The sequence below is a fragment of the Bradyrhizobium sp. NAS96.2 genome (genome assembly GCF_001908235.1).
Taxonomy (GTDB): domain Bacteria; phylum Pseudomonadota; class Alphaproteobacteria; order Rhizobiales; family Xanthobacteraceae; genus Bradyrhizobium.
Map to the genome: position 1 here is coordinate 1 of NZ_LGHK01000117.1, position 26,710 is coordinate 26,710.

Here is a 26,710-nt window from a genome sequence, read left to right on the forward strand (position 1 = left end):
CTACTAAGGCACCGCCAGACGAAAGAGGCGGCAACAGATATGTTCAGCCTACAACCACCGCGCCACATCCCGACTCTACCATTCGCGACTGGGGCGAGCCGGCAGCGAGTCCGGTCACGTCCGCTGCGCCGCCGAAAGCGGAAGTCAATTCAGAGCATTAGCGACATGGTGACGGGGGCGAAGCCGCGAGAATCGGAAATTGCAGTGGCTCGCGCCGCCAGCCAATGTTTGCGTTCGCTCCAGGTGGATGCCTCGCGTCGCATAGGCGTCGAAATCAAGCCCGCAAATGTTCGGCAGGATTTCCTTGTCTCCATGGCGAGCCGCGAATTTGCAAAAGCCGCAGGCCTTGTAATTGATGCCGAATTCAAACTTGTCACCCGGGCCCGGTTCGACGAAATCGTAGACGAAATCTTCCGGAAACTCGTTCTGATGACTCTCTGTCGCGCTTTCTGTCGCTTGTTCGCGCAGCAAAGCCTGATTCTCAGGCGACATGAATTGACGCCCTGAGGCGAGACGTTCCGCCTCGGGCTCCGTGAGCAATTGCGCCTTGTAGGTTTCCCGTTCGATTTCGCCGATCATGGAAACCGGCACGCCGTGTCGCCGGAGCACCCGGCTGATGGCCATGAAGCCGGTGAGGCGCATGAAAAAATCGCTCATGCGACTTGCGGCGCCTCCGACATAGGGCATTTGGGTGAGCACGATCTGGAATTCGTCCATCACCTCCTGCCGAATGCGATCGATATCGGAGAGATGCGCGCGCTCGCACAACATCGCTTCGGCAAGGTCGAAGCGATGGCGCATGGCGGCCTCCATTGCGCCGCGGTGCGACTCGTAAAACGGGTGGATGGTCTCAGTCATTGGATACCTGACACGGTTGGATCGTTGTGACGTCGGGGAAACTGGTTTCATGCGGCGGCGATGGCCTCGATCTCCAACAACCATTTGCTGTCGACGGTCTCGGCGATCACGACCGTCAGCGCGGGCTGATGCTCGCCGAGCATCTTGCGACGAATGGTGCGGTTGGGCACGACCTGATCCCGGCGGGTCAGGAACGTGGTGACCTTGACCAGATGCTCGACGCGAAGGCCTGCCGCGGCGAGCACCTCCATGACGTTGCGCCAGGCCTGCTCGCATTGGGCCTCAAAACCATCGGGCACGGTGCCGTCTGATCTCTCAGGCACCTGGCCGCTGATGAAGAGCAGGCGGCGATGCTGCGTCAATTCAAGTCCCATGCAGTAGCCGCCGGCGGGAGGGTGGACCGTTGCAGGATTGTGGCTGACGATGTGAGCTGGGGGCATCGCGCGTCTCCGGATTGCGGGCGGACCGTATCCGGCGGCGCCACCGCGGCGCAAAGCATGTTTGCTGCGGTTCAGCGCAAGAAAATCTATTGCAAGGCCACGGCCTGTCGGTGTCAAACTCCCGCGCGATGACCTACGCCCTTCCACCTCTCAACGCGCTGCGCGCCTTCGAGGCCGCCGCGCGGCATCTCAGCTTCAAAATGGCCGCGCACGAGCTGCACGTGACGCCTGCCGCCGTGGGGCAGCAGGTGAAAGCGCTGGAGGCGCGCCTCGGCGTGCAGTTGTTCGAGCGGCTGCATAAGCAGCTGATCCTGACCGAGGCCGGTCAGGCCTATCTGCCCGGGGTCTCAGAAGGCTTTCGCCATATCGCAGACGCGACCGCGCAATTGAAACCGGCAGCTGCGGTGCTGCTGCAATTGGGGGTCCATGGCAGCTTCGACCTGCGCCGCCTCAAGTTGGCGGAGTTTCGCAGCGCGCATCTCGAAATCGGTTTGCAGGTGCTGCAGCCCGCCGGCTTGCACGAGTTGGCCGAGGGCAAGGTCGACCTGCTGATAGCCCGCGGCCTTGGCCACCATCCGGGCCATCGCTGCGACCGGGTCAACGAGGGATCCGGTTTGGGCGATTGGCTGATTGCGCCTGAAGGCACCGCGGATTGTCCCGAGGTCGTCAGCTTCCGCGAATGGCTGCGCGCCGCGATGGCCGAGAACCCGCTGGCAAATCGCCGCCCTCGTCTGGTCGGATAGCCGACTTGCGCTGCGATGATGGCAGTACACCCCTGATTTGCCCGACGTGTCAAGGCGATTTCGTAAAAAACGAATTCGCCCGCGGCATCCGCCGGCTACTGTGCATGGGGTTGTTTTCGATGTTTTGGTGTCAGTGCCCGCCGAGGTAGGCGGTGATCAGCCGGGGATCGTGGATGAGGTCCTTGGCGGGGCCTGATTGGACGACCTCGCCGGTCTCCAGCACGTAGCCGTAATCGGCCGTCTCGAGCGCGGCGCGGGCGTTCTGCTCGACCAGCAGAATCGACACGCCGAGGTCGCGCAGCGAGGCGATGGTGCGAAAGATCTCGCGCACGATCAGCGGCGCGAGGCCGAGGCTCGGCTCGTCGAGCATCAGCAGCGCGGGCTTTGCCATCAGCGCGCGCCCGAGCGCGAGCATCTGGCGTTCGCCGCCGGAGAGCGTGCCGGCGGCCTGGCGTTGCCGCTCCTTGAGCCGGGGAAAGCGATCATAGACCTCGTCGAGCGTCTTCTGGACGCCGGAGCGGTCGCGCAGGCTGTAGGAGCCGAGCAGAAGGTTGTCGGCAACCGACATGTCGGAGAACAGCTCGCGCTTCTCCGGAACCAGGCAGAGCCTGCGCTCGACGCGGTCCTCGACGGACATTTTCCGGATGTCGTTGCCGCGGAACACCATGCTGCCGCGCGATGCGAGCAGGCCGATCGCGGCCATCAGCAGCGTGGTCTTGCCGGCGCCGTTCGGGCCGATCACGGTGACGATCTGCCCCTCGTCGACCGACAGCGAGACGTTGCGAACGGCCTCGACGTTGTCGTAGCAGACGGTGACGTCGGTCATGGACAACATCTGGCTCATGCGACGCCCCCGAGATAGGCCTCTTGCACCCGCTCGTCGCTGCGGATCGCGCTCGGGACGCCCTCGCAAAGCTTGGAGCCGAAGTCGAGCACCACGATGCGGTCGACCAGCGACATCACGAACTCCATGTCGTGCTCGACGATCAGAATGGTCAGGTGACCCGCCCGCAGCGAGCGGAGCAGCTCCGCCAATCTCAGCTTCTCCTGGCGGCGCAGGCCGGCCGCCGGCTCGTCCAGCACGAGGAGCGCGGGATCGGCGGCGAGGGCGCGCGCGATCTCCAGGATGCGCTGGTTGCCGAGCGGAAGGTTGCCCGCGAGCTCGAACGGCTTGTCGCCGAGCCCGACGCGCTCGAGCTGCATCAGCGCCTCGTGCCGGGCGCTGGCCTCCTCGCGCCGATTGAGACGAAACGCGCCGGCGAACAGGCCGCTGCTGGTTCGGCCATAGGTGCCGAGCATGACGTTCTCCAGCAGGCTCATGCGTGGCCGCAGCTTGACATGCTGGAAGGTCCTGGCGACGCCGGCCTTGGCGATGCGGGATTGCGGATCGCGCGTGATCGAGCGTCCGGCGAAGACGATTTCGCCCTTGCTGACCCGCAGCGCGCCGGTCAGGCAGTTGAACATCGTGCTCTTGCCGGCGCCGTTCGGACCGATGACGGCGAGAATTTCACCGGATCTCACCTCGAAGCTGACATTGTTGACTGCGACGAGGCCGCCGAACCGGCGCTCGGCGCCATCAACTTTCAGAAGCAGCTCGCCCGGTGTCGGCTGCGGGCGGCGCGGCAGCGGCGGCGCCGGCTGCGGCCGCTCGCGCCGGATCTTCGGCAGGTAGCGTGCGATGGAGGGCACGATGCCCTGCCGCGCCCATTGCAGGAACAGGATGAACAGCGCCGAGAAGGCGACGATCTCGAGCTGCCCGGACGCGCCCTTGGCGATCAGCGGCAGATAATCCTGCACGCTGTTCTTGAGCAGGGTGACGATGGCGGCGCCGACCACGCCGCCGAGCAGGTTGCCGGCGCCGCCGACCATCGTCATCATCAGATACTCGATGCCCATGCTGGCATCGAACGGTCCCGGGCTGATGAAGCGGCTCATATGCGCGTAGAGCCAGCCGGAGAGCGAGGCCAGGAAGGCCGCGATCACGAATGTCACGAGCTTGATCCGGAAGGCGTTGATGCCGAGGCTCTCGACCAGCGCGTTGCCGCCGCGCAGCGCCCGCATGGCGCGGCCGAGCCGTGAGTCCAAGAGATTGTAGCCGAGCAGGAGCACCAGGGCGACGATGCCCCAGATCAGGTAATAGATCTGTGCACTGGAGACGAGCGCGAAGGAGCCGAGGCTGATCGGCGGGATCGACGAGATGCCGTTGAAGCGGCCGAGCCCATCGACATTGCCGAACAGGAAGCCGATCGCAAGGCCCCAGGCGACGGTCGAGAGCGAGAGGAAATGGCCCTGCAGGCGCAGGGTGACGACGCCGAGGATGGCTGCGACACCACAGGTCAGCGCCACCCCGAACAGCAGGCCAAGCCAGGGCGATTGCCCGTTCAGGGCGGAGACCCACGCCGTCGCATAGGCCGCGATGCCGACGAACGCAGCCTGTCCGAACGACACGATGCCGCCGACGCCGGTGAGCAGCGCAAGGCCGATGGCGACAAGCGAATAGATCCCGATATAGTTCATCAGCGTGACGCTGAACGGGCTCAGGACGACGGGTGCGAGTGCGAGGCACGCGAGCGCTGCTGCCGCCGCGAGCTGAACATGAAGGCGCGTCATTCCTCGATCTCCTCCTCGGAATGCAGCGAGGCGAGGGATCGCCAGATCAGAATCGGGATCAGCAGCGAGAATACGATCACGTCTTTCAGCGCGCTGCTCTGGAACGATGCGAAGCTTTCGAGGATGCCGACCCCGACCGCGCCGATCGCGGCACCGGGATAGCTGGTCATGCCGCCGACGATGGCGCCGACGAATGCCTTGAGGCCGATCAGGAAGCCGGAATCGTAGAACACGGTATTGACCGGCGCGATCAGGATGCCCGACACGCCGGCCATCAGCGAGCCCAAGAGATAGGCGATGGTGCCGGCCCGCGCCGGCCGGATTCCCATCAGCCGCGAGCCGGTGCGGTTCACCGCGGTGGCGCGGAGCGATTTGCCGACCAGCGTGAAGTCGAAGAACAGATAGAGCAGACCGCTGAAGACCAGCGCGGCGATCACGATCAGCATGGTCTGGCCCGAGATCAGCACGCCGGCGAACTCCGTCGAGAACGAGGTCAGCGGCTCGGTCCGGACCCCTTCAGGGCCGAAGAACAGCAGGCCAAGGCCGACCAGTGCGAAATGCAGCGCCACGGAGACCGTCAGCAGCAGCAGCACCGTGCCGTCGGCGATCGGACGGAACACGATCCGGTCCAGCAGAGGGGCGATCGGCGTGATCAGCATCAGCGCCAGCACCAGCCGGACGGCGAGCGGCGGGTCCATCCGCATGGTGAGCCAGGCGATGCCGACCACGGCCAACGGAAGGATGAGATAGAAGAGAAGCGCGCGTGGCAGCAGGCGGATATCGCCGCTCCGAATGAGCGAGATGACCTCGATCAGGGTCGCAAGGCACGCCAGCACCACGACCAGCGCGCCGGTCCCGGGAAAGCGCTTGGCATCGAGAGCAGCAAGCGTCAGCGCGGTGAAGGCGGCGATGTCGCCGAACGGAATGAAGATGACCCGGGTCACCGTGAAGATGAGCACGGTTCCGATCGCCACCAGCGCGTAGACCGCACCGGTGGCGATTCCGTCGATCGCAAGAATGGCCGCGATATCGCTCGTCATTGAGACGCCGTTCCCCGTTCTGATCGCCTGCCGTCTTCCGTCTATGGCGCGTACTTCCAGGCGCCGCCGGTCAGGCGGACCACGACCAGCGAGCGCTCGTCGACGCCGGTCACCGCGCCGGGCTTGAAGTTGTAGACGGCATGCACGCCGGGCAGCTCCTTGGTGCTGAGGATGGCATCGCGCAGCGCAGTACGGAATTGCGCCGTGCCGGGCTTTGCGGTCTTCAGCGCCCGCTCGGCGGCGTTGGCAAAGATCAGCCAGGCATCGAAGGAGTAGGCCGAGAACCCGTCGGTGGTCGGGATGTTGTGGGTCTTCTGGTAGACCGCGCGGAAGTCGAGCGCGATCTTCTTGGCAAAGTGCTCGTCCGGAAGCTGTTCGGCCACGATCACGGGGCCGGCGGAGACCTGAATGCCCTCGGCGGCCTTGCCGCCGACGGTGACGAAGTCCGGATTGACCAGCGCCACGGTGCCGTAGGTATTGCCCTTGAAACCGCGTTCGGAGAGCGTGATGAGCGGCAACGCGCCCTGCGTGCCGGAGCCGCCGATCAGCACCGCGTCGGGACGCGCGGCCATGACCTTGAGTATCTGCGCGGTCACCGAGGTATCGGTGCGGGCATAGCGCTCGTTGGTCTGCACCTTGATGTCGTCGGTCGGTTCGGCGGCCTTGGCCCCGTTATAGACGAGGTCGCCCCACGCATCGGAGAAGCCGATATAGCCGATGTTCTTCATGCCGTCGCGCTTCATCCGGTCTGCGACGATCTTGACCAGCAGCGAAGCCGGCTGCGGCACCGCGACGACCCATTGCTCCGGCGCGTCCGGAAGCTTGCCGAGGGGCGAGATCGCGATCATCGGCACTTTCAATTCGCTGGCGACGGCCGCCATGGCAATGGTCGAGGGGGTCGTCGCCGTGCCAATCAGCAGGTCGACCTTCTCCTCCTCGACAAGCTTGCGCGCGTTGCGCGTCGCGGCCGACGGATCGGAGCCGTCGTCGAGCTGGATCAGACGGATGGTCTCGCCGTTGATCGTCTTCTTGTATTCATAGGCGGCATTGATGCCGCGCCCGTAGGGGATGCCGATCGATGCGCCGTTGCCGCTCAGCGAGGTGACGAAGCCGATCGTGATGTCGGCCTGCGCCGCCGGTGCCGCGAAGACGCCGGCGACGAGTGCGAGTAACCCCAGAGTCTTCTGCCGCATTTGCGTTGTCCTCCGTTGATGCTGGGTACGAATGTCTGGAAGCCGGGCAGGAGCCCGAGCCGCGAACGAACCGATTGAAGGCATTGCTGCAGCGCCAGACGCCGGGCGCGGCGAGGGGAAGTTTCGCTCGGCCGGGGCGTCAGCGGCCATGGCAAGGCGTGCTGCTCGAACAGCGGGCGGGGCGACTGCAGCCCGCGGGCATTTGTCGAGGCGAAAGAAGACGAATGCCGCCGCCGCGCTGCGCGGCCGGCGATGCTGCTGCCGGCCGTTGCGGCCCGACGCTAGTCCACGCGATTGAGTTTCTCAAAATCGGTGCCCTGCAACATCATCGTCATGGCCACCGGCAGCGGCCGGTGGTCGATTACTTAAAGCCTAAAGTATTCTCCGTGGCGCCGTCAACACGTGTCACGGGGCTGTCAGAAAAAAATGTTGCTGCATACAATTTCGTCCGCGCGCGCCATTTTCCTCCATTTCTTTGTCCTGAAAATTGGGTCCTCTGGTTGCCAGGGAGCGGTCGCCTTGGCGGGCTCCGCCGGGCGCATTTGACGCGTCAATTAGTTTATGGTTGAAATATCTCCGTCGGCAGGCCGACGGCCGATGCTCCTGTCACCGTTCGAGGAGAAGGGCGATGCGCATCTTCTGGCAAAGTTTCGTCGATGCGAGCGTGAATGCGCCCTATATGGCGCGGCTGTCGGAGTATCTAAACAGTATCGCTGCGCCCGGCACGACGGTTCAGGTCGAGGGCATTTCGCCGCCCGATCGGGAGTTCGGCCGGCTCGCCGAATTGCGCTGTGCGGTTCAGGCGATCGACAACGGCATCGCGGCGGAAGAGCGCGGGTTCGACGCCTTCGTGATGGGCCACTTCCAGGATCCCGGGCTTTACGAGCTCCGCTCGGCGCTCGACATTCCCGTGATCGGGACCGGCGAGGCGACCTTGCTTGCGGCCTCGCAGCTCGGCCGGCGCCTCGGCCTCGTGACGCTCGATCCCGTCTTCGAGGTCTGGCACTACGAGCAGGCTGAACGTTACGGGCTGGGTGATCGCGTCGTCCACGTGACCGGCATCGGTTGCAAGCCGGAGGATTTCGCACATGCGTTCGCAGGCGATCAGGCGGCCCATGCCCGGATGATCGAGGATTTCCTGGCCTGCGCCCTTCCGCTGGTGGAGCGCGGAGCCGACGTGGTGATCCCCGCTGGCGTGCTGCCGGGCCTGCTGATTGGGCGCGAGCATGGCCTGAAGGTCGGCCACGCGCCGGTCGTGAACTGCGCAGCGGTGGCATTGAAGAGCGCCGAGATGTGGGTGCAGCTCAGGAAGCTCAATGGCACCGAGCCGAGCCGCGGGCCGAGCTTCAAACGCGCCAGCGCGCTCGCCCGTGACGATTTTCGGGTGATGCTCGCGCGCAACAAGCGTTAACCCGAACGCCGGTCAGTTCTGGAGAACGAGCGATGATGAGACCCGAGAAGATCCTCTACGAGACCGAGGTGACGGCGACGGGGGGCCGCGACGGCAAGGCCGCAAGTGCCGACGGCCTGCCGTCGGTGTCGCTGTCCGTGCCGAAATCGCTGGGCGGACCCGGTGGCGAGGGGACCAACCCGGAGCAGCTCTTTGCGGCCGGCTATGCCGCGTGCTTTCTTGGCGCGGTCAAGCTCGTGGCGCGCACCAGGAAGGTCGCGCCCGCTGAGGAGCCATCCGTCATTGCGAAGGTTGCCATGGGACCGGTCCCCGTCGGTTATGCGCTCGCGGTCGAACTGAAGGTCAGCCTGCCCGGCGTCGAGAAGGCGGTGGCGGAGGAGATCGTCGCGGGCGCGCACGAGCGCTGCCCCTATTCGAATGCGACGCGTGGCAATATCGACGTGAAGCTGACGGTGATCTGAGGCAGCAGGCAAGGCAGGCGGCTGGTGAAACATTCACTGCGCACACCGTATGACGGCATCGTGATGGCGGCTCCCGTCACGATCCCCTATGCGCGCTATTCCATCGAGAGCGCACAATGGTGGATTGGTCGCGCGCTGAGCGCGCTGGTCGCGAAGGCCGGCATCAAGGCGTCCCACATTGACGGCCTGTGCGTTTCCAGCTTCACCATGGGGAATGACAGCGGGATTGGACTGACGCAGCATTTCGGGCTGTGCGTCAGGTGGCTGGACACGATCCCGCTTGGCGGCGCCAGCGCCGTCGCGGCGTTGCGGAAGGCCGCGCGCGCGGTGCAGGCACGCGATGCCGATATCGTGGCCTGCGTGGCCGGCGATACCAATCACGTCGATTCGTTTCGCCTGACGCTCGAGAATTTTTCGCGCTTCAACCAGGACGCGGTCTATCCCTATGGTGCAGGCGGCGCCAATGCGAGCTTTGCGCTGATCGCGCGCAACTATATGCGGACGTATGGCTTCACGCGGGAAGACGTCGGCCGGATCGCGGTCGCCCAGCGCGCCAACGCGCTGCGCAACCCGCATGCACTGATGAAGACGCCATTGACGATCGAGCAGTATCTGGCGGCGCGTCCGATTTCCGATCCCATTCATCTGTTCGATTGCGTGATGCCGTGCGCCGGTGCCGAGGCTTTCCTCGTGATGCGGGACGAGACCGCTGCATCGCTTGGCTTGCCGGCTGCGCGATTGCTGTCGACGATCGAGCGGCACAATGCCTTCGCCGACGATCCGATGCAGGTGCGCGGCGGCTGGGCGATGGATGTCGGCGAGCTCTACGCGATGGCCGGCGTGAAGCCTGACGATCTCGATGTCGTCCAGACCTATGATGACTATCCGGTCATCACGATGATGCAGTTCGAGGATCTCGGCTTCTGCAACAAGGGTGAGGGCGCGGCCTTCGTTCGCCAGCACGATCTGACGATTGACGGCGACTTCCCGCACAACAGCTCGGGCGGTCAGCTCTCTGCAGGGCAGGCCGGCGCCGCCGGCGCCTATCTCGGGCTGGTCGAAGGATTGCGACAGGTCCTGGGAGAAGCCGGCCCGACGCAGGTCAAGGATGCAAAGCTCGCTCTCGCCTCCGGCTTCGGGATGATCAACTATGACCGCGGCCTGGCCTCCGGTGCCGCGATCTTTGCAGGGCCTGCGCGATGATCGATCCGATTGAGCCACCCCGGCGCAAGAACCCGCTGCTGCGGACGCGGCTTCCCGCGTCGCCGCCGCGGCCGCGCAGCAGGACTTCGCACGGGTTCACGCGCGCTGCCGCCGAAGGACGCTTCATGCTGCAACGCTGCGAGGCGTGCGGCGCTTTCGCCTATCCGGCGCGCGAGGCATGCCCGGCCTGCCTGTCGGCCGGCTTGACCTTCGTCGATGCGCCGCGCCGCGGCGCGCTGCTGGCCGAAACGACGGCGCGGGTGCCGAGCGACGTTTATTTCCGCGAGCGGGCGCCCTGGCGCATCGGTCTCGTCAGGATGGACTGCGGTCCGACGATGGTGGCGCATCTGCATGCCGACTGCATCGAGGGCGCGCCCGTCCTGATGTCGTTTCAGCTCGACAAGAGCGGTCAAGCAGTGGCCTTTGCTCGACCCGAGAGGGAGACTCCCAATATGGCAGACGACAGGCAGTGGCGGGAAATGACGGCCGATCCGAAATTCCGCCGTGTGCTCGTGACCAACGGCCGCAGCCTGATCGGCCAGGAGGCCGTGGCGGCACTGAAGGCCGCGGGCGCGAAAACGGTCTTCGTCGGCGTTTCCGAGCCGTGGCGGCCTTTCGCAGGCGAGCAGCTGTTGCGCGGACAGGCGGGGATCGAGGTCGTGACGCTCGACGCGGCCGACGAAAAGTCGGCGACTGACCTCGCGGCTGACATCGGCGGCAAGGTCGATATCCTCGTCAACACGACGGAATATGTACGGCCCGGCGGTCTCCTCGACCGCAGGGGCACCGGCATCGCGCGCGACGAGATCGATCAGGCCTATCTCGGCTTCATCAACCTTGCGCAGGCCTTCGGTCCCTCGATGCGGACGCGGGGTGCAGATGGCATCAACAGCAGCGCCGCCTGGGTCAATATCCTGTCGGTCCATGCGCTGGCGAACTGGCCTGCTTTCGGCGCCTACTCGGCGTCGCAAGCCGCCTGCCTGTCGCTGTCGCATTGTCTTCGCGCAGAACTCAGGCCCGGCGGCGTCAAGGTGATGAACCTGTTCACGGGGCCGGTCGACACCGAGTGGTTCCAGACCGTGCCGCCGCCCAAGGTCGCGCCGCGCGCGGTTGCGCAGGCGATCGTATCCGGGCTCAGGGGCGGGCTCGAGGAGATCTATGTCGGGGACGTCGCCGAGGAAATCAGACAGCGTCTTGCCGCCAATCCGAAAGCGCTCGAGCGCGAGCTCGACAGATAAAATCAGGATCTCAACAAAACGGGAGGACGTCACAATGCAAGGCAAGAATCTCCTGGAGCTGGCTGGTGCTATTTCGTCAGGCGCCGTGCGCGTCGTCGATCTGACCTTCACGCTCAGTCCGGATTTCCCGGTCATCGTGCTGCCGCCGGAGTTCGGCCAGGCGGCTCCGGTCCGGATCCAGGAGATATCGCGCTATGATGGTCGCGGTCCCGCTTGGTACTGGAACAACGTGACGTTCGGCGAGCACACCGGCACGCATTTCGATGCGCCGATTCACTGGTTCACCGGCAAGGACCTGCCGAACAATTCCGTCGACACGATGCCTGCCAAGGACATGATCGCGCCGGCCTGCGTCATCGACTGCTCGGCGGGCGCGGCGCAGGATCCGGATTTCGTGCTCACGGTCCCGCTCGTCGAAGCCTGGGAGGCAAAACACGGACGGATTCCCGAACGGCATTGGGTTCTGTTGCGCACCGACTGGTCCAAGAAGGGCTGGCGCGACTATGCCAATCTCAGGGATGACGGCGCACACACGCCGGGCCCGAATCCGGCCGTGATGAAATGGCTGGTGGAGGAGCGCGGCATCATCGGCTTCGGCACCGAGACGATCGGCACCGACGCGGGGCAGGCCGGCCATTTCGAGCCGCCTTATCCCGCGCATCACTTCCTGCACGGCGCCGGCCGGTATGGTCTTCAGTGTCTTTGCAACCTCGATCAGCTTCCTGCCACCGGCGCCGTCATCGTGGCTTCGCCCCTGAAGATCCAGAACGGCTCCGGCAGCCCGCTGCGTGTGATCGCCTTGGTTTCGGCGAACTGAAGCGAGCGGATGGCGCTTGCCCGATAGAAGAAACGCAAATCAAGGAGGACAGGTGCCATGATCTCGATGAAGACCCTGCTGGCCTCGGCCGCGTTGTTGGTCGTCGTTCCGCAGGCCGGGCAGGCCGACATCCTCGTCGGATTCGTCACCGGCCTCAGCGGGCCGGTGTCGTCGATCGGGATTCCCAATGCGAAGGGGATCGCGGCCGGTGAGGCCTATGTCGGCGAAGTCGGCGGTGAGAAGCTCCGCGTCATTCAGCTCGACGACGCCTCCGATCCCACGGCGTCGGCCCGCAACGCGCGCAAGCTCGTCGAACAGGAGAAGGTCGACATCCTGATCGGCACGTCGGGCGCGCCGCAGACGCTGGCGATGGCGACGGCCGCGATCGAGATGAAGATTCCAATGATCGCGGTGTCGCCGATCGCGCCGGTACCATCAGGCGATGGCGGGCCCTGGGTCGTGCAGACGCCGCAACCGACGCCGCTTCTCGTCCAGGGCATCGTCGATCACATGAAGGCGCGCGGGTTGAAGACCGTCGCATTCATCGGCTTCTCGGATGCCTTCGGCGACCTCATGTACGACTCGCTGTCGCAAAGCGCCAAGGCGGCTGACATCAAGGTCATCGCCAACGAGCGATACGCCCGATCGGATTCGTCGGTGACGGCCCAAGTGCTGCGCGCGTTGGCGGCGCGGCCCGACGCCATCATGCTCGGCGGCACGGGAACCCCGGGTGCGCTGCCGGTGATCGCTCTGTCCGAACGCGGATACAAGGGGCCGCTCTACGGCAACCACGGGCTGATCAGCGCCGATTTCCTGCGGCTCGCCGGCAAGGCCGCCAACGGAATCATCTGCCCGACCGGACCGGTGACTGCGGCCGAGCAGCTTCCGGCCAGCAATCCGATCCAGAAGGTTGCGCTGGATTTCCGCGCGGCCTTCGAGAAGGCGAATGGCGAGACGCCGACCGACTCGTTCTCGTCCTATTCCTTCGACGGCTGGCTGGTGTTCGTCGATGCGGCCAAGCGCGCGATGGCGACCGGCGCCAAGCCGGGCTCGCCGGAATTCCGCACCGCGCTTCGCCAGGCGCTGTTCACCACCAAGGAGCTGGCGGGGACGCAGGGCGTCTACTCCTACACACCAGCGGATCGGCACGGCGTCGATGCTCGCTCGCGAATCCTGGTTCAGATCGAGGACGGGAAATACAAGCTGCTGCCCTGATTGAGCGGCGGGATGGTGTCGGAGAGCGATGTGGAAAACGCTCCAGTCACGTCAAGCTCACGGCTTCTGCATTGCGTCCCTGGCGGCGCCCTTGAGCTCGTCGAGTTCGCTGGTCAATCCATCGAGCCGATCGGCCGGGAATCCTGCCAGCAGCTCCGCCAGCCACGAGCCATGGCTCTTGGCCATGCGCCTGAAGGCTTTCCGGCCCTCGATGGTCATGCAAACGATCTGCACGCGCCGATCCAGGTTTGAAGGTGTGCGGGTGATGAAGCCGTCCTCGACCAGCCGATCGACAATCGGTGTAAGATTTCCGGCAGAGACCATCAGCCGCTTCGGCAGCTCTCCCAGCACCAATCCACTCGGCTCGCGGTCAAGCTGGGCCAGGACGTCGAAGCGCGGCATCGTGAAATCGAATTCCTCGCGGAACCGGCGCCGCAGCTCGCCCTCGATCAGGGTCGTGCAGGCGAGCAGCCGAAGCCAAAGCCGTGTCTGAGCCCTGTACTCGGCCTCCTGATCACCCCCGTTCTTGGGCGAAACAGGCGGGGACGCCTTCGCGACTGCCAAATCAAATCTCCTGGGGCATCCGGGCCCGTTGAAGGTGATGGCCTCGATGTCGTCTGCAAGATAGTTCGTGCCAAAAGTAAATTCAAGGCTCGTTCAGGGGCCGCGGATCGGCTCTGCGGTGTACAGAATTTTGCGGTGCGCGGCTTGCCGGAAGGCGATCTCCGCGGTTTCCCGACGAGGGCTCCGGCGATCCCTGGCAAGCGCTGATATTTTATGTTTAAAATAAAAAGCGAGCATCGTTGCCCGAGCAGAGTCGGCACGACCTGCTCGGCGAAGAGATCGAAGCCGCCAGGCAACCAGGGCGGCATGACGTTGAAGCCGTCGGCCGCGCCGTTCTCGAACCAGGTCCGGATGTTGTCAGCGATCTTCTCCGGCGGGCCGGCGATCACCCAATGGCCTCGCGCCCGCGAGCGCTGCACGGGCTGGCGGATCGTCGGCTTCTCGCGATCAGCTGTAAGCATCTGAAGTAAAAAGAAAAATGCAGGACGGCTGAATTTGCAGTTGTATCGGCTCAAAAGTCGGCTATCTCAGGCGCGATGATAAAGCGAAATAACATCAATACGTTGTCGCATCGGTTTTCCGTTGCGCCCATGATGGATTGGACGGACCGGCATTGTCGCGTCTTCCATCGCCTGATGTCGCGGCGGGCGCGGCTCTATACGGAGATGCTGACCACCGGTGCCATGATCCACGGCGACCGGACGCGGCTGCTCGGCTTCGATGCCAGCGAGCATCCGGTGGCGCTGCAGCTCGGCGGTTCCGATCCGCGCGATCTCGCGACCGCCGCGCAGATCGGGGAGGATTTTGGCTATGACGAGATCAACCTCAATGTCGGCTGTCCCTCCGATCGGGTGCAGAACGGCCGCTTCGGCGCCTGCCTGATGGCGGAGCCGGCGCTGGTCGCCGAAGGCGTTTCGGCGATGAAGCGCGCGGTGAAGGTGCCTGTCACGGTGAAGTGCCGGATCGGCATCGACGACCAGGATCCGGAAATCGCGCTCGATACGCTGGCGCGCGGCGTGATTGCCGCCGGCGCCGATGCGCTGGTCGTGCATGCGCGCAAGGCCTGGCTGAAGGGATTGTCGCCGAAGGAGAACCGCGACATCCCGCCGCTCGACTATGATCGCGTCTATCGTCTCAAGGCGGTGCTGCCGGATGTGCCCATCATCATCAACGGCGGCATCATGAGCCTCGCCGAAGCGAAGCAGCATCTGGCGCATGTCGATGGCGTGATGCTGGGGCGGGCGGCGTATCAGGAGCCGTGGCGGCTGCTTACCGTCGACTCGGAGCTGTTCGGCGAGACGTCGCCGCATGCGACGATGAAGGACGTGTTCGCGGCGATGCTGCCCTATATCGAGCGGCAGCTGGCCGAAGGCACCCGGCTGCATTCGATCACGCGCCATTTCGTCGGCGCTTTCCATGGCGTCCCCGGTGCGCGTGCGTTCCGCAGGCACCTTGCGGAGAACGGCGTTCGGCCGGGCGCTGATATCAACGTGCTGTGCGATGCGATCGCGCTGGTCGACGATCGCGCACGCACGGCGGTGGCGGCCTGACGGGACGGATTACGGCTTGCGCTGACGCCGCACGACGTCTTGTGCGACCTTCAGGAAGTTGAAGAGGTGCGGCATCCGGTTGTCGCGCCGGTAGTTCAGCGACAGCGCGGTGCCCGGATTGTGCCCCTCATAGGCGCGGTAGGCAACGCCGGGGCGTTCCGCCTGCGAGACTGATTTCGGCACCAGCGCGATGCCGACGCCAACCGACACCAGGCTGATCGCGGTCTGATAATCCTGCGCCAGCACCTGCGATTTCGGAATGAAGCCTTCTTCGAGGCAGATGTTGAGGATGTGGTCGGCGAAGCTCGGGCGCGGCTTGCGCGGGTAGAGCACGAACGTTTCGGCTTTCAACGCCGCCAGCCGCGTGACCTGCTGCTCGAGCAGCGGCGAGGTGTCCGACAGCGCGAGGATCAGCGGCTCCTGCAGCAACGGCTCCGACTTCAATTCCTCGTCCTCGAGCGAGGGCCGCGCGACGGCGATGTCGATCTCGCGCTGGATCACCGCGCGTTTCTGCTCGGCGTTGTTCATCGCCGACAGTGCAAGCTCGACGTCGGGATAAGCCGAGCGAAACGCCTTGATCACGTTGGGCAGCACGCCGTAGGTCGCCGATCCGACGAAGGCGACGCGCAGGTGCCCCGAAAAGCCTTCTCCGATCCGCTTGATCTCGCGGTGGGTACGGTCGAGCCGCTCCAGCACGTCGCGTGCACGCTCCAGCAGGACGCTGCCGGCCTGGGTCAGCCGAATCTGGCTTCGGCTGCGGTCGATCAGCATGACGCCGAGATCGCTCTCCAGCTGTGCGATCTGCCGGCTCAGCGGCGGCTGCGCGATCGCGAGCCGCGATGCGGCACGGCCGAAATGCAATTCCTCGGCGACGGCGACGAAATAGACCAGTCGCCTGAGATCCATGACGTCGTCGCGATCGGTCACGGTCAGCTGGACGTTTGTCCGCGCGCTTCCGGGGAAGCTGCGGGAAGGGCTGGCCGGGTTTGGTGCGGCGTGGTCATCAGCGCGCGTTCGAGACGATGGTTTCTGCGCGAAGACTGGGCGTGGGTCCCCGGATTGTCAATTGTCCGCACGGACAACGCCATCTGACTAGTCCTTGCGGGCGAAGGCACGGATCTTGTCCTCGTCGACCTCGACGCCGAGACCCGGGCCATCAGGGACGCAGATCTCGAACTCGTCGAATCTGATCGGGTTGACGACCAGATCCTCCACGAGAATCCGCGGGCCGAAATGCTCGGTGCCCCATTCGAGCCTGGGCAGGGTGGCGAAGGCGGCGAGATGCGCGGCCACGCCGATGCTGCTCTCGAGCAGGCAGCCGCCGTAGAGTTCGAGGCCATGCGCGCCCGCGACCGCGGCGGCGCGCTTCATTTCAAACAGGCCGCCGCTCTTCACGAGCTTCAGCGAATAGACGCTGCCGCAACCCATCGCGCCGGCGCGAGCGATTTCCTCCTTGGTGAAGGCCGCTTCGTCGACCAGCAACGGGATCGAGGTGCGCGCTGCGACGCGCGCCATGGCTTCGAGCTGCAGCGCCGACACCGGCTGCTCGATCAGGGCGACGTCGAGCTCCTCAAGCGCCGGCATGAAGCGGATGCACTCGGCCTCGGTCCAGCCCTGGTTGACATCGACGATCAGGCGCACCTCGTCGCCGAGGCCGGCGCGCAACGCCTGCAGCCGCTTCAGATCGGCCTGCGGCCGGTTGAAGCCGAACTTGATCTTGAACTGGCGGTGCTCGCGGCGCCGCAGCTTCTCTCTTGCTTCCTCCAGCTCCTGGCCGCTGTCGCCCGAGGCCAGCGCCCAGATCACCTCCATGCGCTGGCGCACCGCGCCGCCGAGCAGCGCGCTGGCGGGAAGGCCGAGTGTCTTGCCGGCGGCGTCGAGCAGGGCGGATTCGATCGCGCCCTTGGCTGCGAAATTGCGGGTGGCGGCCTTGCTCATGCGCAAGGCGTTGGCCTCGAAGGCGAGGGCAGGCTGCCCGAGCAGCACCGGTGCCAGGTAGTTCGTGACCGCGGCCTTGATCGATTCCACGCTCTCCTCGGCCCAGCGCGGTCCGCCGAGCGTCGAGGCTTCGCCAATGCCCGTCACGCCGTTGTCGAGCAGCACGCGCACCAGCACATAGCCCTGATGGGTGACTTCCGTGTTCGATAGCTTGTGCCGGCGGCGGGTCGGCGCCTCCACGATGGTGGCACGAATGCTGCGGATCGCTGTGTCCTTTGCGAGCGGCTGCACTTGCTCCACGGGCTCGGCGATTTCGATCACGGCACGGCTCATAAGTCCTCACAGGTCAGTTCAAGTTGAACCCGCCGGGCCTTCGGTCCGGCGGGCTTGCTACGGATTATTCGGCCGCGACGAGCCGCTCGACCGCCGCCTTCTTGAGCTTGAAGTCGAAGGCGAGAACGAGATCGGTGTCGGCGCCGGCCGGCGCCTTCGCGAACGTGCCGATCAGGCTCTGCTTCACGGCGAACACCGAGTCGTTGTCGAGATACTTGGTCTCGGAATCGTAGATCTGCGAGATCAGCGATTGATAGCCGTCCTTGGAGAGCATGAAATGAATGTGGCCCGGGCGCCAGGGATGATGGCCCATATACTTCAGGAGCTCGCCGCCGGCGCCGTCATAGGGGATCGGGTAGGGCTCGGGACGCAGCGCCACGAAGGCATATTCGCCGTTGGCATCGGTCGTGAACCGGCCGCGCAAATTGTACGCCGGCTGCTCGGGGTCTTGCAGATCGTAGAGCCCGTTCGGTGCGTCTTCCCAGACGTCGATGGTGACGCCCTCGATTGGCCGTCCCGCGGTGTCGCTGATGCGCCCGCTGACCTTCACGGTCTGCGCGTTGTCGAACGTCTTCTTGATGATGGAGGCGCCCTTCGGCAGCACCGGCGGGTTCTCCCGGTAGAACGGCCCGAGCACAGTGGATTCGCTCTCGCCGTCCGTCACCCGGTGGTCGAGCATGTCGACCAGCACCTCGACGCCGAGAATGTCAGCGATCAGGATGAACTCGTTGCGCTTCTCGTCCGAGATGTCGCCGGCGCGGCGCAGGAATTGGCAGGCGGCAAACCATTCGGCGAAGGTCAGGTCGACCTCCTTGCAGAAGGCGTGCATGTGACGGATCAGGCTGGTCATGATCTGACGGTTGCGATCCGGAATGTCCGGTGAGAGCGCGGCGATCACGTGGTCGGTGATGGTGTCCTTGTTGACGTTCAGCATGGTCGTTTCCTCCTTTTCTTGCAGTTTTGATCAAACGTGCATCCCCGGTTTCGGGAATTTCATTTGGTGGCTTCACCAGACGAATTCGTAGGCGGCGTTCTCCAGCATCGCGGGCGCGGGATGCGGGTCGGCGAGGCTGCCGAAGCGGCCGCGGAGGAACAGCAGCGGTCGCTTGTTCGGCTGCAGCGACATCTCGCGGACGTGGCCGAGAAAGATGGTATGGTCTCCGGCGATGATCTCGTCGGCGAGATCGGTCACGAAGTACGCCGCCGCGTTGGCGATGACCGGCAGCTCATTGCGCCGCTCGAACACGTCGCGGAGGTCGAGCTTGGGCTTGCCGGCGAAATGCCAGGCGAGATCTTCCATCTCCTCGGCGAGCACGCTGACCGCAAAGCGGCCGGTGGTCTGGATGTTGCAAAGCATCTTCGCGCTTTTCGCGATCGAGATCGCGACCAGCGGCGGATCGAGCGAGACCGACATGAAGGCGTTGGCCGTCATGCCGTGGTCGCGTCCCTCGCAATGCGTGGTGATGATGGTGACGCCTGTGCCGAACTGGCCACAGGCATTGCGCAGCTCGCGCGGATCGATGGCGGTCATTGGTTGATGACCTCGAGTTGGGCCAAGCTTGATCGATTGACCGGTGACGCAGTCACGATGTCTCGCCAGTTTTCCAGCGCTGACGCCGCGGCGGCAAGACCGGATTGCCGCAGCGAGCGGATCCGGCTGCTGGAGACGATCTCGCCATTGCCGCAGCGCACCGGCGGCAGGATGCGCGTGTTGAAGTGCCGCCGCAGCAGCTGCGCGGTGCCGCCCTTGCAGGACCCGAAGCGAAAGTCCTCGCCGACGATCACTTCGCGAGGGTGCAGAAGCTGCAACTCGGCGAGAAAGTCGGCCGCGGTGCGGCGGATATAGATCTGGTTGAAGTCCGCGACGATGACATGGTCAGGCGCAAATGTCGCGATGCGCTCGAGCTTTTCGTCGAGCGAGATCAGAGCCTCGGCCTGGCCGAAATACACCTTTGGCGGCGGATCGAACGTGTAGACCACGGCAGGAACGCCGCGGCGTTGCGCTGCCGCAATGGTCTGCCGCAGCAGTTCCTGATGGCCGCGGTGGACGCCGTCAAACGCGCCGATGGTGACGACGCTGGCGTCGAGGGCTAATTCCCCATCGCGATGGAAAGCGACAGCGGTGCTGCCAAAACCCTTGGCTAAACCTTTGCCCATGGTTCGCTCCCTTTGCCGTGCTGTGCGATTGCTGCGTCAGCTGCGGTCCTGCATCGGCCGAACGATCATTGCCGTCCGGTCCGTGCCATCTTGTCATAGCCCGAGCCGCGGCGGTCCGCGCGGTATGGTGTGATACCTTTCGCCGGCTCCTCCTGAGCGCGTAGCGTTTCCTCCGATGTCACGCCGACCAAGAGCGTGACGGGATGGTCCAGATTGGTGCGGCGACGTCCGCCGGTCGGGCGACACAAGCGGAGGAGAAACCCATGACTACAGCAGCAGCCCTGCGGGCCGATGCACCTGCGTCAACCACCAGCGTCTATACCGGTGCGGAATTCCTGGACAGCATCCAGGACGGCCGGGAAATCTACATCTACGGCGAGCGCGTCAAGAACGTCACCGAGCATCCCGCGTTTCGCAATTCAGCGCGGATGGTGGCGCGCTGGTACGACCGCTTCCACGAGAAGAAGGATCGGATCGGCGTCCTGACCGACACCGGCTCGGGACAGATCACCCATCCGTTCTTCCTCGGCTCGCGAACCGCCGAGGACCTGATCAAGGGCCGCGATGCGATCGCCGAACTGCAGAAGGTCGCGTTCGGCTGGATGGGCCGTTCACCGGATTACAAGGCGGCGTTCCTCGGCACGCTGGGTGCGAATTCGGGCTTCTATGGCGAGTACGCCGGCAACGCGAAAAAGTGGTACGCGCGGACCCAGGAGCGGCTCGACTTCTGGAATCATGCCATCGTCAATCCGCCGATCGATCGCGACCGGGCGATCGAGGAAGTGCGCGACGTCTTCATGCATGTCGAGAAGGAGACCGACGCCGGCCTGATCGTCTCGGGCGCGAAGGTGGTTGCGACCGGCTCGGCGCTGACGCATTACAATTTCATCGCCCACTACGGCATCCCGATCAAGGACAAGTCGTTCGCGCTGATCTTCACCGCGCCGATGGATGCCAAGGGCATCAAGCTGATCGCCCGCTCGTCCTACGAATTCACCGCGGCCGCGACCGGCTCGCCGTTCGATTATCCGCTGTCGAGCCGCTTCGACGAGAATGACTCCATCCTCGTGTTCGACAAGGTGCTGGTGCCCTGGGAGAACGTCTTCATCTATGGCGACGTCGACAAGATCAACCAGTTCTTCCCGGCGTCGGGCTTCATCCCGCGCTTCACGCTGCATGGCGTGACACGGCTTGCCGTCAAGCTCGACTTCATTGCCGGCCTGTTCTCGATGGCCGTCGACGCGACCGGATCGAAGGATTTCCGCGGCGTGCAGACGGCGGTGGGCGAGGTGATCGCCTGGCGCAATCTGTTCCACGGCATGTCGGATGCGATGGTGAAATCGCCGATCGCCTGGCAGGGGACCGAGGGCTATAATCTGCCCAACCTGAACTACGGGTTGGCCTATCGTGTGTTCGCACCGATGGCCTATCCGCGGATCAAGGAGCTGATCGAACGTCATGTTGCGAGCGGTCTCATCTACCTGCCGTCGAGCTCGGCAGATCTCGAGAGCGAGGCCATCCGGCCCTATCTCGATCGCTTCGTGCGCGGCTCCAACGGCTATGCCGCGATCGACCGGATCAAGCTGCTCAAGCTGCTGTGGGATGCGGTCGGTTCCGAGTTCGGCGGCCGGCACGAGCTCTACGAGCGCAACTATGCGGGCAATTACGAGAACCTGCGCGTCGAGACGCTGATGGCCGCGAGCGCGACCGGCGACCTCGGCGCCATGCAGGATTTCGTGCGCAACTGCATGAGCGACTACGACGTCTCGGGTTGGACGGCAAGGGATCTCGTCAATCCTGATGACATCAACCTCGTCAGCCGCGGTCTGGTACAGGGCTGACGATCTGCTAGACAGATCAATGGAGCCGCCGCGATCGTGCGGCGGCTCCACGCCGTTTCGCGGTGTCGCCTCATCCTTGCAGAAAGAGTTCAACGCCATGCTGTTCCACGTCGAGATGGATGTACGGATTCCACATGACATCGCGGCCGAAAAGGTCGACGCGCTGAAGCAGGCGGAACGCGTGCGTGCGATGGAGCTGCAGCGCACGGGGGCCTGGCGCCATCTATGGCGGGTGGCCGGACGCTACGCCAATGTCAGCATCTTCGACGTATCGGGCGCGCAGGAGTTGCACGACATCCTGTCCGGCCTGCCGCTGTTTCCGTTCATGGAGATCAAGGTCACGCCGCTGTGCCGGCACCCGTCGTCGATCCACGACGACGATAAATAGCGTTAGTCGACGACGGTGCGCGGGCGCCGGTGACGGCTTGAGGTGATGCTTCCGGTGACGTCGGGGTAGCCGGTCAGCGACAGCGTGTCGGCGCGCACGCCCCAGCTTTCGAGCCGGTCGAGGAAGCTCATGCCGAGCAGATTGGTCTTCATCTGTCCACGCTGCACCACCAGCGCCGGCACCGACTTTTCGACCAGCTTGCCGACCGCGAGGCGGTCGAGCGTCAGCCGCGCCGCCTTGGTGTGACCGCCGGCGGTTTCCAGGTCGACATTGTATTCCAGCATGTCGGTCGGCAGCCCGATCGCCTTGGCGGTTTCCCAGGTCAGCACGACCGAGGTCGCGCCGGTATCGATCACCATCGGCGCGCTGACGCCGTTGATCTTGGCGCGGAACGCGAACTCGCCGCCCTGGCTGCGCGCGATCTGCACCGCGGGGGCAGAGGAGGGGGCCGAGGCCGACGCGACGATGCTGCGGCCGAAGATCTGGGTCAGATTCTCCCTGGCGCGCGCGATCTGGTCGGGATCGCCATAGGCGACGACGGCGCCGGCGGTTGCCATCAAGAGCAGGATGACAAGGAGGATGCGGGTCACAGCGCGCCTCCGGTCGCGGCGGTGGCTAGGCTCGCTTCGGGCGCGGCTCCATGCGTTCGAGCCCAGCTTCGGCCATGCGCGCCGGCAAACTCGCCATGACGGACAGCCGCTCTGTGCGATCCATCTTGTGCCAGCGCGCGATCTCCGGAAGCGAACGACCGCAGCCGAAGCAGAGCTTGGTCCTGGGGTCCATCATGCAGACTGCGATACACGGCGTTTCTGAGCTCATTCTTCAACTGTTGAACCGTTTCGGCCGCCAGTGCAAGCCGAGCGGCGCGGGATGCTGCATCACGCCCTGGCTTTTTGTCGCGAGCATGGTCCCGGCGCGAACGCCCTCCGTTTGTTGACCGTGAAACCCGCGTCACGTTTGTCCGCGACATGCTCTACAATCCGGTGCCGGCACTCATGATCGACTTGCGGCGCACGCGTTTCCGGTCGGCGCCCATCGTGGGCTCGGCGGGCTCCGGCTGCATCGGCGGCGATTCTTCCGCCATCGGCGCCAGCGCGCTCATCACCCGCTCCGGCGGCAAGGTCACGATCACCTCGGTGCCGATGCGCAGCTTCGATTTCAGCGTGAAGGTGCCGCCATGCATGTCGATCAGGCTCTTCGCGATCGGCAGTCCAAGGCCCGCACCCTGTTCCGCCGACTTGATCGAGTTGGAGCCCTGGCCGAACGAGGCCAGCACGACCGGGATCTCGTCCTCGGCGATGCCGCTTCCGGTGTCCTTGACGCTCAGATATTGCCCGCCTGACGCGGTCCAGCCGACCTTCAGCCAGATCTCGCCGCCTTGCGGCGTGAACTTGATCGAGTTGGAGAGCAAATTGAGCACGACCTGGCGGATGGCGCGCTCGTCGCCCCAGATCCTTGGCATGCCATGCTCGAACACTTCGTGGATGGTGATGCCGCGGCTGGAGGCGCGCAGCTTCAGCAAATGGTGGCAGTCGGCGACGACATGCACCAGCGCCACCGCCTCTTCGTTCAGCTCGTAGCGGCCGGCCTCGATGCGCGACAGATCGAGGATCTCGTTGATCAGATTGAGCAGGTGCACGCCGGAATTGTGGATGTCGGCGGAATATTCCTTGTAGACCGGCACGGCGTGCGCGCCAAAAATCTCGCTCTTCATCACCTCGGAGAAGCCGAGGATGGCGTTGAGCGGCGTACGCAGCTCGTGGCTCATCTGGGCCAGGAAGCGCGACTTCGCGACGTTGGCGGATTCGGCGCGGTGCCGCGCCTCGTCGGAGATCGCCTTGGCCTGCTCCAGTTCGCCGATCAGCGCGTCCTTTTCGGCGCGGGCCTCCAGCGTCGCCAGCGTGGTCGAATGCAGGCGGTGCGCCAGCAGCGCGAAATAGCCCTCGGCAGCAAGCGCAAGCAGCGCCAGCACATAGTTGTCGAACGCGCCGTTGAGCACGAGGTCGAGCGCGATCCCCACCGTCACCGGAACGGTCGCCGCGAGCGCTGCGATCGGCAGACTCGCCGCCAGCATGCTGGAGACCGCGATCACCAGCAGCATCAGGAACATCATCAGCGTGTTGGAAGCGAGATCGCGCCCGGCAGGGTGGATCAGGATCGCGGTCCAGCACAGGCCGTAGAGCAGGTCGAGCAGCACGAAGCGCGTCCGCCACTTGCGGGTCACCGCGACCGAGGTCGGCTCGGCGAGGAAGCGGGAGCAGCTGCGAATGATCAGGAGATGGACACAGAGGATGCCGACCGTCCAGGCGCCGGCCACGATCGGCTTCATCCAGAGGCCGAACAGCACGCCAGTCGCCACCACAAGCAGCATCACGACGTAGGACGCCGAGATCCGGGTCTGGGCGTATTGGCGAAGCAGCTCGGCGTCGAACGCCGGGCGGGTTCCACTGGTTGACGTTAACCGATCCCGTGCCTCGCGCACCCGCTGCGCAGCGACACGCCGGCTGTTCACCGGCGCCGCCACCTGAGGTCCTGCCGGAAGCGCTACAACTTCAGGCTTTTCTGCGGGATTACTCATAAACAACACAAATCCTGCCAGCGAACCGCGCGGGCCTTTTGCATTGTCTATCTGTGACGCCAAATCATTAAGCGATGACTTAAGAAGCTAAAGAAACTCGTTAACCGGAGGTTAAATTAACTTTTGGCGGCACGCCCGACGAACCGCCGACAGCGTTGCGCAACGGGTGTTCGATCGCCTTAAAAAAGGGCGCGGCTGAGCCGCGCCCGCACTGTTCGCTCCGTGCCGGATCTCAGCGCTGCAAACGGGCGAGGAGGCTCGAGGTATCCCAGCGCTTGCCGCCCATCTTCTCGACCTCGGCATAGAACTGGTCGACCAGCGCGGTGGCGGGCAGGGTGGCGCCGTTGCGGCGGGCTTCGGCCAGCGCGATCGAGAGGTCCTTGCGCATCCACTCGACGGCGAAGCCGAAATCGTACTTGCCTTCGTTCATGGTCTTGTAGCGGTTTTCCATCTGCCAGGACTGTGCTGCGCCCTTGGAGATGGTTTCGATCACGGCGGCGACGTCGAGGCCGCTCTTCTTGGCGAAGTGGATGCCCTCGGACAGGCCCTGCACGAGGCCTGCGATGCAGATCTGATTGACCATCTTGGTGAGCTGGCCGGCGCCTGCCGGTCCGAGCAGCTTGCACATCCGCGCATAGGCGCCGGTGATGATCGGCTCCGCGCCCGCATAGGCGTCTGCGCTGCCGCCGCACATCACCGTCAGCACGCCGTTCTCGGCGCCGGCCTGGCCGCCGGACACCGGCGCGTCGACGAACTTGAAGCCGGCCTTGGTGGCGGCGGCATCGAGCTCGCGGGCGACCTCGGCGGAAGCGGTGGTGTGATCGACGAAGGTCGCGCCCTTCCTGATCCCGGCAAAGGCGCCGTCGGGGCCGATCGTGACCGCGCGCAGGTCGTTGTCATTGCCGACGCAGCACATCACGAAGTCCTGACCTTCGGCGGCGGCCTTCGGGGTCGGTGCGGTCTTGCCGCCGAACTTGTCGGCCCATTCCTTCGCCTTCGCCGCGGTCCGGTTGTAAACGGTGACCTCATGGCCGCCTTTTTTCACGAGGTGTCCCGCCATCGGGAAACCCATTACGCCGAGACCGAGAAAAGCGACTTTAGCCATGTCTGATACCTTGTGATTTGCCGTGGTGATCGCCCCTTGGGACCGCCGGAAAACGTCGCGGCGGGCGGGGCATTCCGTCCATGGAAGGAGCCGCACCATACCCCCTGCGCAGCGGAGGGCAACGGCTTCGTTGGATGGCAGACCCCGGTTTTGTGCTAGGATCGGGCTACCTAAGAACCTCACAAAAAAGGGAGTGTCTCGCATGGGCATGAGCGTCGGTGTGCTCGATCATTTCAACATCCGGACCCGGAATCTCACCGCCACGGTGCGGTTCTACGAGGACATTCTGGGCCTGGAAAAGGGCGCGCGCCCGAACTTCGCGTTCCCCGGTGCGTGGATGTACAGCGAGGGCAAGGCGGTCGTGCATCTGGTCGATATTTCCGCGACCGACGAGGCACAAAAGCCTGACTCGGGCGTCGTCCACCACGTCGCCTTTGCCAGCCAGGGCTTTGACGGGATGCGGAAGCGGCTTCAGTCCAAGGGCATGGAATTCGACTCGCGCCAGGTTCCCGGCGGCGATCTCTGGCAGATCTTCGTGAACGACCCCAACGGGGTCATGATCGAGCTGAACTACGAGGCCGCCAAGGAAGGCGGCTCGGCAGCCCCAGCCGAGCGGCGGGACGACGTCGGAGCGAGGTAGCCTTTTGCGCTGCAACGCTCTATGGGTCGTCTCCTGGGCGTGATCCGGAAATGAGGTTTTCCGGCGCGACAAACGCGACGCGTTTGCGCGGAGATCATGCCCACTAAAAAGCTTGGGAGATGCGCGGTGAGCGTGACGCAGCAACAGGTTCTCGATTGCCTTGCCAAGGTGACGTCGCCGCGCGGCGTCCCTTTGACCAACGCCAATGTGCTGTCGGCGATCGCGGTCACCGACGGCAAGGTGTTCTTCTCGATCAACGTCGATGCCGCCGAAGCCCGCGCGTGGGAGAGCGTGCGTGCGCAGGCCGAGAACGCCGTGCGCGCCATTCCCGGTGTCAGCGTCGCGATGATCGCGCTGACCGCGGAGCGCAAGGCGGGCAGCGCGGCG

28 protein-coding genes and 1 pseudogene are annotated in these 26,710 nt (G+C 64.7%); 12 read left to right on the plus strand and 17 right to left on the minus strand.

Going from position 1 to position 26,710, the window contains the following annotated elements; all coding sequences use genetic code 11:
- Positions 1 to 144 precede the first annotated feature (144 nt).
- Together AC628_RS24255 and AC628_RS24260 are read right to left on the minus strand one after the other, a co-directional pair.
- The gene (locus AC628_RS24255) at positions 145 to 858 is read right to left on the minus strand and encodes an L-2-amino-thiazoline-4-carboxylic acid hydrolase (RefSeq protein WP_074129244.1); all 714 of its coding nucleotides are present in this window, start codon (positions 856 to 858) and stop codon (positions 145 to 147) included.
- 47 nt (positions 859 to 905) lie between these two features.
- Positions 906 to 1,298, minus strand: coding sequence for a RidA family protein (locus AC628_RS24260; RefSeq protein WP_074129246.1), 393 nt, complete (start codon positions 1,296 to 1,298; stop codon positions 906 to 908).
- 128 nt (positions 1,299 to 1,426) lie between these two features.
- Between AC628_RS24260 and AC628_RS24265 the strand changes: the two genes are divergently transcribed.
- Complete coding sequence (locus tag AC628_RS24265) at positions 1,427 to 2,041, plus strand: LysR family transcriptional regulator (RefSeq protein ID WP_074129248.1); 615 nt, start codon at positions 1,427 to 1,429, stop codon at positions 2,039 to 2,041.
- A gap of 130 nt (positions 2,042 to 2,171) precedes the next feature.
- Here AC628_RS24265 and AC628_RS24270 read toward each other — a convergent pair whose 3' ends face one another.
- Genes AC628_RS24270 through AC628_RS24285 form a run of 4 tightly spaced genes read right to left on the minus strand, consistent with a single transcriptional unit; the run spans position 2,172 to position 6,884 of the window.
- Entirely contained in the window at positions 2,172 to 2,885 is a 714-nt protein-coding gene (locus AC628_RS24270) for an ABC transporter ATP-binding protein (protein ID WP_074129249.1), read from the minus strand.
- The gene (locus AC628_RS24275; protein WP_074129251.1) at positions 2,882 to 4,651 is read right to left on the minus strand and encodes a branched-chain amino acid ABC transporter ATP-binding protein/permease; all 1,770 of its coding nucleotides are present in this window, start codon (positions 4,649 to 4,651) and stop codon (positions 2,882 to 2,884) included. The genes AC628_RS24270 and AC628_RS24275 overlap by 4 nt, the downstream gene beginning before the upstream one ends.
- Positions 4,648 to 5,691 (minus strand): branched-chain amino acid ABC transporter permease, encoded by a 1,044-nt coding sequence (locus tag AC628_RS24280; RefSeq protein ID WP_074129253.1) that lies wholly within the window; start codon positions 5,689 to 5,691, stop codon positions 4,648 to 4,650. The genes AC628_RS24275 and AC628_RS24280 overlap by 4 nt, the downstream gene beginning before the upstream one ends.
- A gap of 41 nt (positions 5,692 to 5,732) precedes the next feature.
- Positions 5,733 to 6,884, minus strand: coding sequence for an ABC transporter substrate-binding protein (locus AC628_RS24285; protein ID WP_074129254.1), 1,152 nt, complete (start codon positions 6,882 to 6,884; stop codon positions 5,733 to 5,735).
- Positions 6,885 to 7,512: 628 nt separating this feature from the next.
- On the opposite strand from AC628_RS24285, the gene AC628_RS24290 reads away from it, so the two are divergent.
- The 6 genes from AC628_RS24290 to AC628_RS24315 are packed head-to-tail and all read left to right on the plus strand — an operon-like array spanning position 7,513 to position 13,229.
- A complete protein-coding gene (locus tag AC628_RS24290; RefSeq protein WP_074129256.1) occupies positions 7,513 to 8,295 on the plus strand; it encodes an aspartate/glutamate racemase family protein in 783 nt (260 codons plus the stop codon).
- 32 nt (positions 8,296 to 8,327) lie between these two features.
- Positions 8,328 to 8,756, plus strand: coding sequence for an organic hydroperoxide resistance protein (locus AC628_RS24295; protein WP_074129258.1), 429 nt, complete (start codon positions 8,328 to 8,330; stop codon positions 8,754 to 8,756).
- A 24-nt stretch (positions 8,757 to 8,780) separates the two neighbouring features.
- On the plus strand, positions 8,781 to 9,959 hold the full coding sequence (locus tag AC628_RS24300) for a thiolase family protein (protein WP_083633118.1): 1,179 nt from the start codon (positions 8,781 to 8,783) through the stop codon (positions 9,957 to 9,959).
- Positions 9,956 to 11,197, plus strand: coding sequence for an SDR family NAD(P)-dependent oxidoreductase (locus AC628_RS24305; protein WP_074129261.1), 1,242 nt, complete (start codon positions 9,956 to 9,958; stop codon positions 11,195 to 11,197). Before AC628_RS24300 ends, AC628_RS24305 begins: the two co-directional genes overlap by 4 nt.
- Before the next feature lie 34 nt (positions 11,198 to 11,231).
- The gene (locus AC628_RS24310; RefSeq protein WP_074129263.1) at positions 11,232 to 12,014 is read left to right on the plus strand and encodes a cyclase family protein; all 783 of its coding nucleotides are present in this window, start codon (positions 11,232 to 11,234) and stop codon (positions 12,012 to 12,014) included.
- 57 nt (positions 12,015 to 12,071) lie between these two features.
- Positions 12,072 to 13,229, plus strand: a complete 1,158-nt coding sequence (locus AC628_RS24315; RefSeq protein WP_083633119.1) for an ABC transporter substrate-binding protein — start codon at positions 12,072 to 12,074, stop codon at positions 13,227 to 13,229.
- 57 nt (positions 13,230 to 13,286) lie between these two features.
- Here AC628_RS24315 and AC628_RS24320 read toward each other — a convergent pair whose 3' ends face one another.
- Complete coding sequence (locus AC628_RS24320) at positions 13,287 to 13,793, minus strand: MarR family winged helix-turn-helix transcriptional regulator (RefSeq protein ID WP_074129265.1); 507 nt, start codon at positions 13,791 to 13,793, stop codon at positions 13,287 to 13,289.
- A gap of 248 nt (positions 13,794 to 14,041) precedes the next feature.
- Positions 14,042 to 14,245: pseudogene (locus AC628_RS45470) on the minus strand (LLM class flavin-dependent oxidoreductase); the annotation flags it as partial.
- A gap of 84 nt (positions 14,246 to 14,329) precedes the next feature.
- On the opposite strand from AC628_RS45470, the gene dusA reads away from it, so the two are divergent.
- The gene (gene dusA, locus AC628_RS24330) at positions 14,330 to 15,343 is read left to right on the plus strand and encodes a tRNA dihydrouridine(20/20a) synthase DusA (RefSeq protein WP_074129267.1); all 1,014 of its coding nucleotides are present in this window, start codon (positions 14,330 to 14,332) and stop codon (positions 15,341 to 15,343) included.
- A gap of 9 nt (positions 15,344 to 15,352) precedes the next feature.
- Here the strand turns inward: dusA and AC628_RS24335 are convergent, their stop codons facing one another.
- The 5 genes from AC628_RS24335 to AC628_RS24355 form a co-directional block, all read right to left on the minus strand.
- Positions 15,353 to 16,270, minus strand: coding sequence for a LysR family transcriptional regulator (locus AC628_RS24335; RefSeq protein ID WP_245321294.1), 918 nt, complete (start codon positions 16,268 to 16,270; stop codon positions 15,353 to 15,355).
- 165 nt (positions 16,271 to 16,435) lie between these two features.
- Entirely contained in the window at positions 16,436 to 17,614 is a 1,179-nt protein-coding gene (locus AC628_RS24340) for a muconate/chloromuconate family cycloisomerase (protein ID WP_074129269.1), read from the minus strand.
- Positions 17,615 to 17,678: 64 nt separating this feature from the next.
- Positions 17,679 to 18,548 carry an intradiol ring-cleavage dioxygenase gene (locus tag AC628_RS24345; RefSeq protein WP_074129271.1) on the minus strand — a complete coding sequence of 290 codons (870 nt, stop codon included), beginning with the start codon at positions 18,546 to 18,548 and terminating at the stop codon, positions 17,679 to 17,681.
- A 72-nt stretch (positions 18,549 to 18,620) separates the two neighbouring features.
- Entirely contained in the window at positions 18,621 to 19,145 is a 525-nt protein-coding gene (locus AC628_RS24350) for a flavin reductase family protein (RefSeq protein WP_074129274.1), read from the minus strand.
- Entirely contained in the window at positions 19,142 to 19,771 is a 630-nt protein-coding gene (locus AC628_RS24355; protein WP_083633120.1) for an FAD synthetase, read from the minus strand. The genes AC628_RS24350 and AC628_RS24355 overlap by 4 nt, the downstream gene beginning before the upstream one ends.
- Before the next feature lie 263 nt (positions 19,772 to 20,034).
- Between AC628_RS24355 and AC628_RS24360 the strand changes: the two genes are divergently transcribed.
- Together AC628_RS24360 and catC are read left to right on the plus strand one after the other, a co-directional pair.
- Positions 20,035 to 21,612, plus strand: coding sequence for a 4-hydroxyphenylacetate 3-hydroxylase N-terminal domain-containing protein (locus AC628_RS24360; RefSeq protein WP_074129289.1), 1,578 nt, complete (start codon positions 20,035 to 20,037; stop codon positions 21,610 to 21,612).
- A gap of 97 nt (positions 21,613 to 21,709) precedes the next feature.
- The gene (catC, locus tag AC628_RS24365; protein WP_074129291.1) at positions 21,710 to 22,000 is read left to right on the plus strand and encodes a muconolactone Delta-isomerase; all 291 of its coding nucleotides are present in this window, start codon (positions 21,710 to 21,712) and stop codon (positions 21,998 to 22,000) included.
- A 2-nt stretch (positions 22,001 to 22,002) separates the two neighbouring features.
- On the opposite strand, the gene AC628_RS24370 is transcribed toward catC, so the two are convergent.
- The 4 genes from AC628_RS24370 to AC628_RS24385 form a co-directional block, all read right to left on the minus strand.
- Positions 22,003 to 22,590 (minus strand): TIGR02281 family clan AA aspartic protease, encoded by a 588-nt coding sequence (locus AC628_RS24370; RefSeq protein WP_074129276.1) that lies wholly within the window; start codon positions 22,588 to 22,590, stop codon positions 22,003 to 22,005.
- A 25-nt stretch (positions 22,591 to 22,615) separates the two neighbouring features.
- Positions 22,616 to 22,819 carry a DUF1289 domain-containing protein gene (locus tag AC628_RS24375; RefSeq protein WP_074129278.1) on the minus strand — a complete coding sequence of 68 codons (204 nt, stop codon included), beginning with the start codon at positions 22,817 to 22,819 and terminating at the stop codon, positions 22,616 to 22,618.
- A gap of 154 nt (positions 22,820 to 22,973) precedes the next feature.
- Positions 22,974 to 24,578, minus strand: a complete 1,605-nt coding sequence (locus AC628_RS24380) for a sensor histidine kinase (protein WP_050421794.1) — start codon at positions 24,576 to 24,578, stop codon at positions 22,974 to 22,976.
- Positions 24,579 to 24,810: 232 nt separating this feature from the next.
- Positions 24,811 to 25,713 carry an NAD(P)-dependent oxidoreductase gene (locus AC628_RS24385; RefSeq protein ID WP_283806717.1) on the minus strand — a complete coding sequence of 301 codons (903 nt, stop codon included), beginning with the start codon at positions 25,711 to 25,713 and terminating at the stop codon, positions 24,811 to 24,813.
- Between the two features lie 172 nt (positions 25,714 to 25,885).
- Here AC628_RS24385 and AC628_RS24390 point away from each other — a divergent pair, with 172 nt between their 5' ends.
- Positions 25,886 to 26,323, plus strand: a complete 438-nt coding sequence (locus AC628_RS24390) for a VOC family protein (RefSeq protein WP_074129282.1) — start codon at positions 25,886 to 25,888, stop codon at positions 26,321 to 26,323.
- A 126-nt stretch (positions 26,324 to 26,449) separates the two neighbouring features.
- Positions 26,450 to 26,710: iron-sulfur cluster assembly protein (locus AC628_RS24395; RefSeq protein ID WP_168193440.1), on the plus strand; the 261-nt coding region annotated here is incomplete at its 3' end.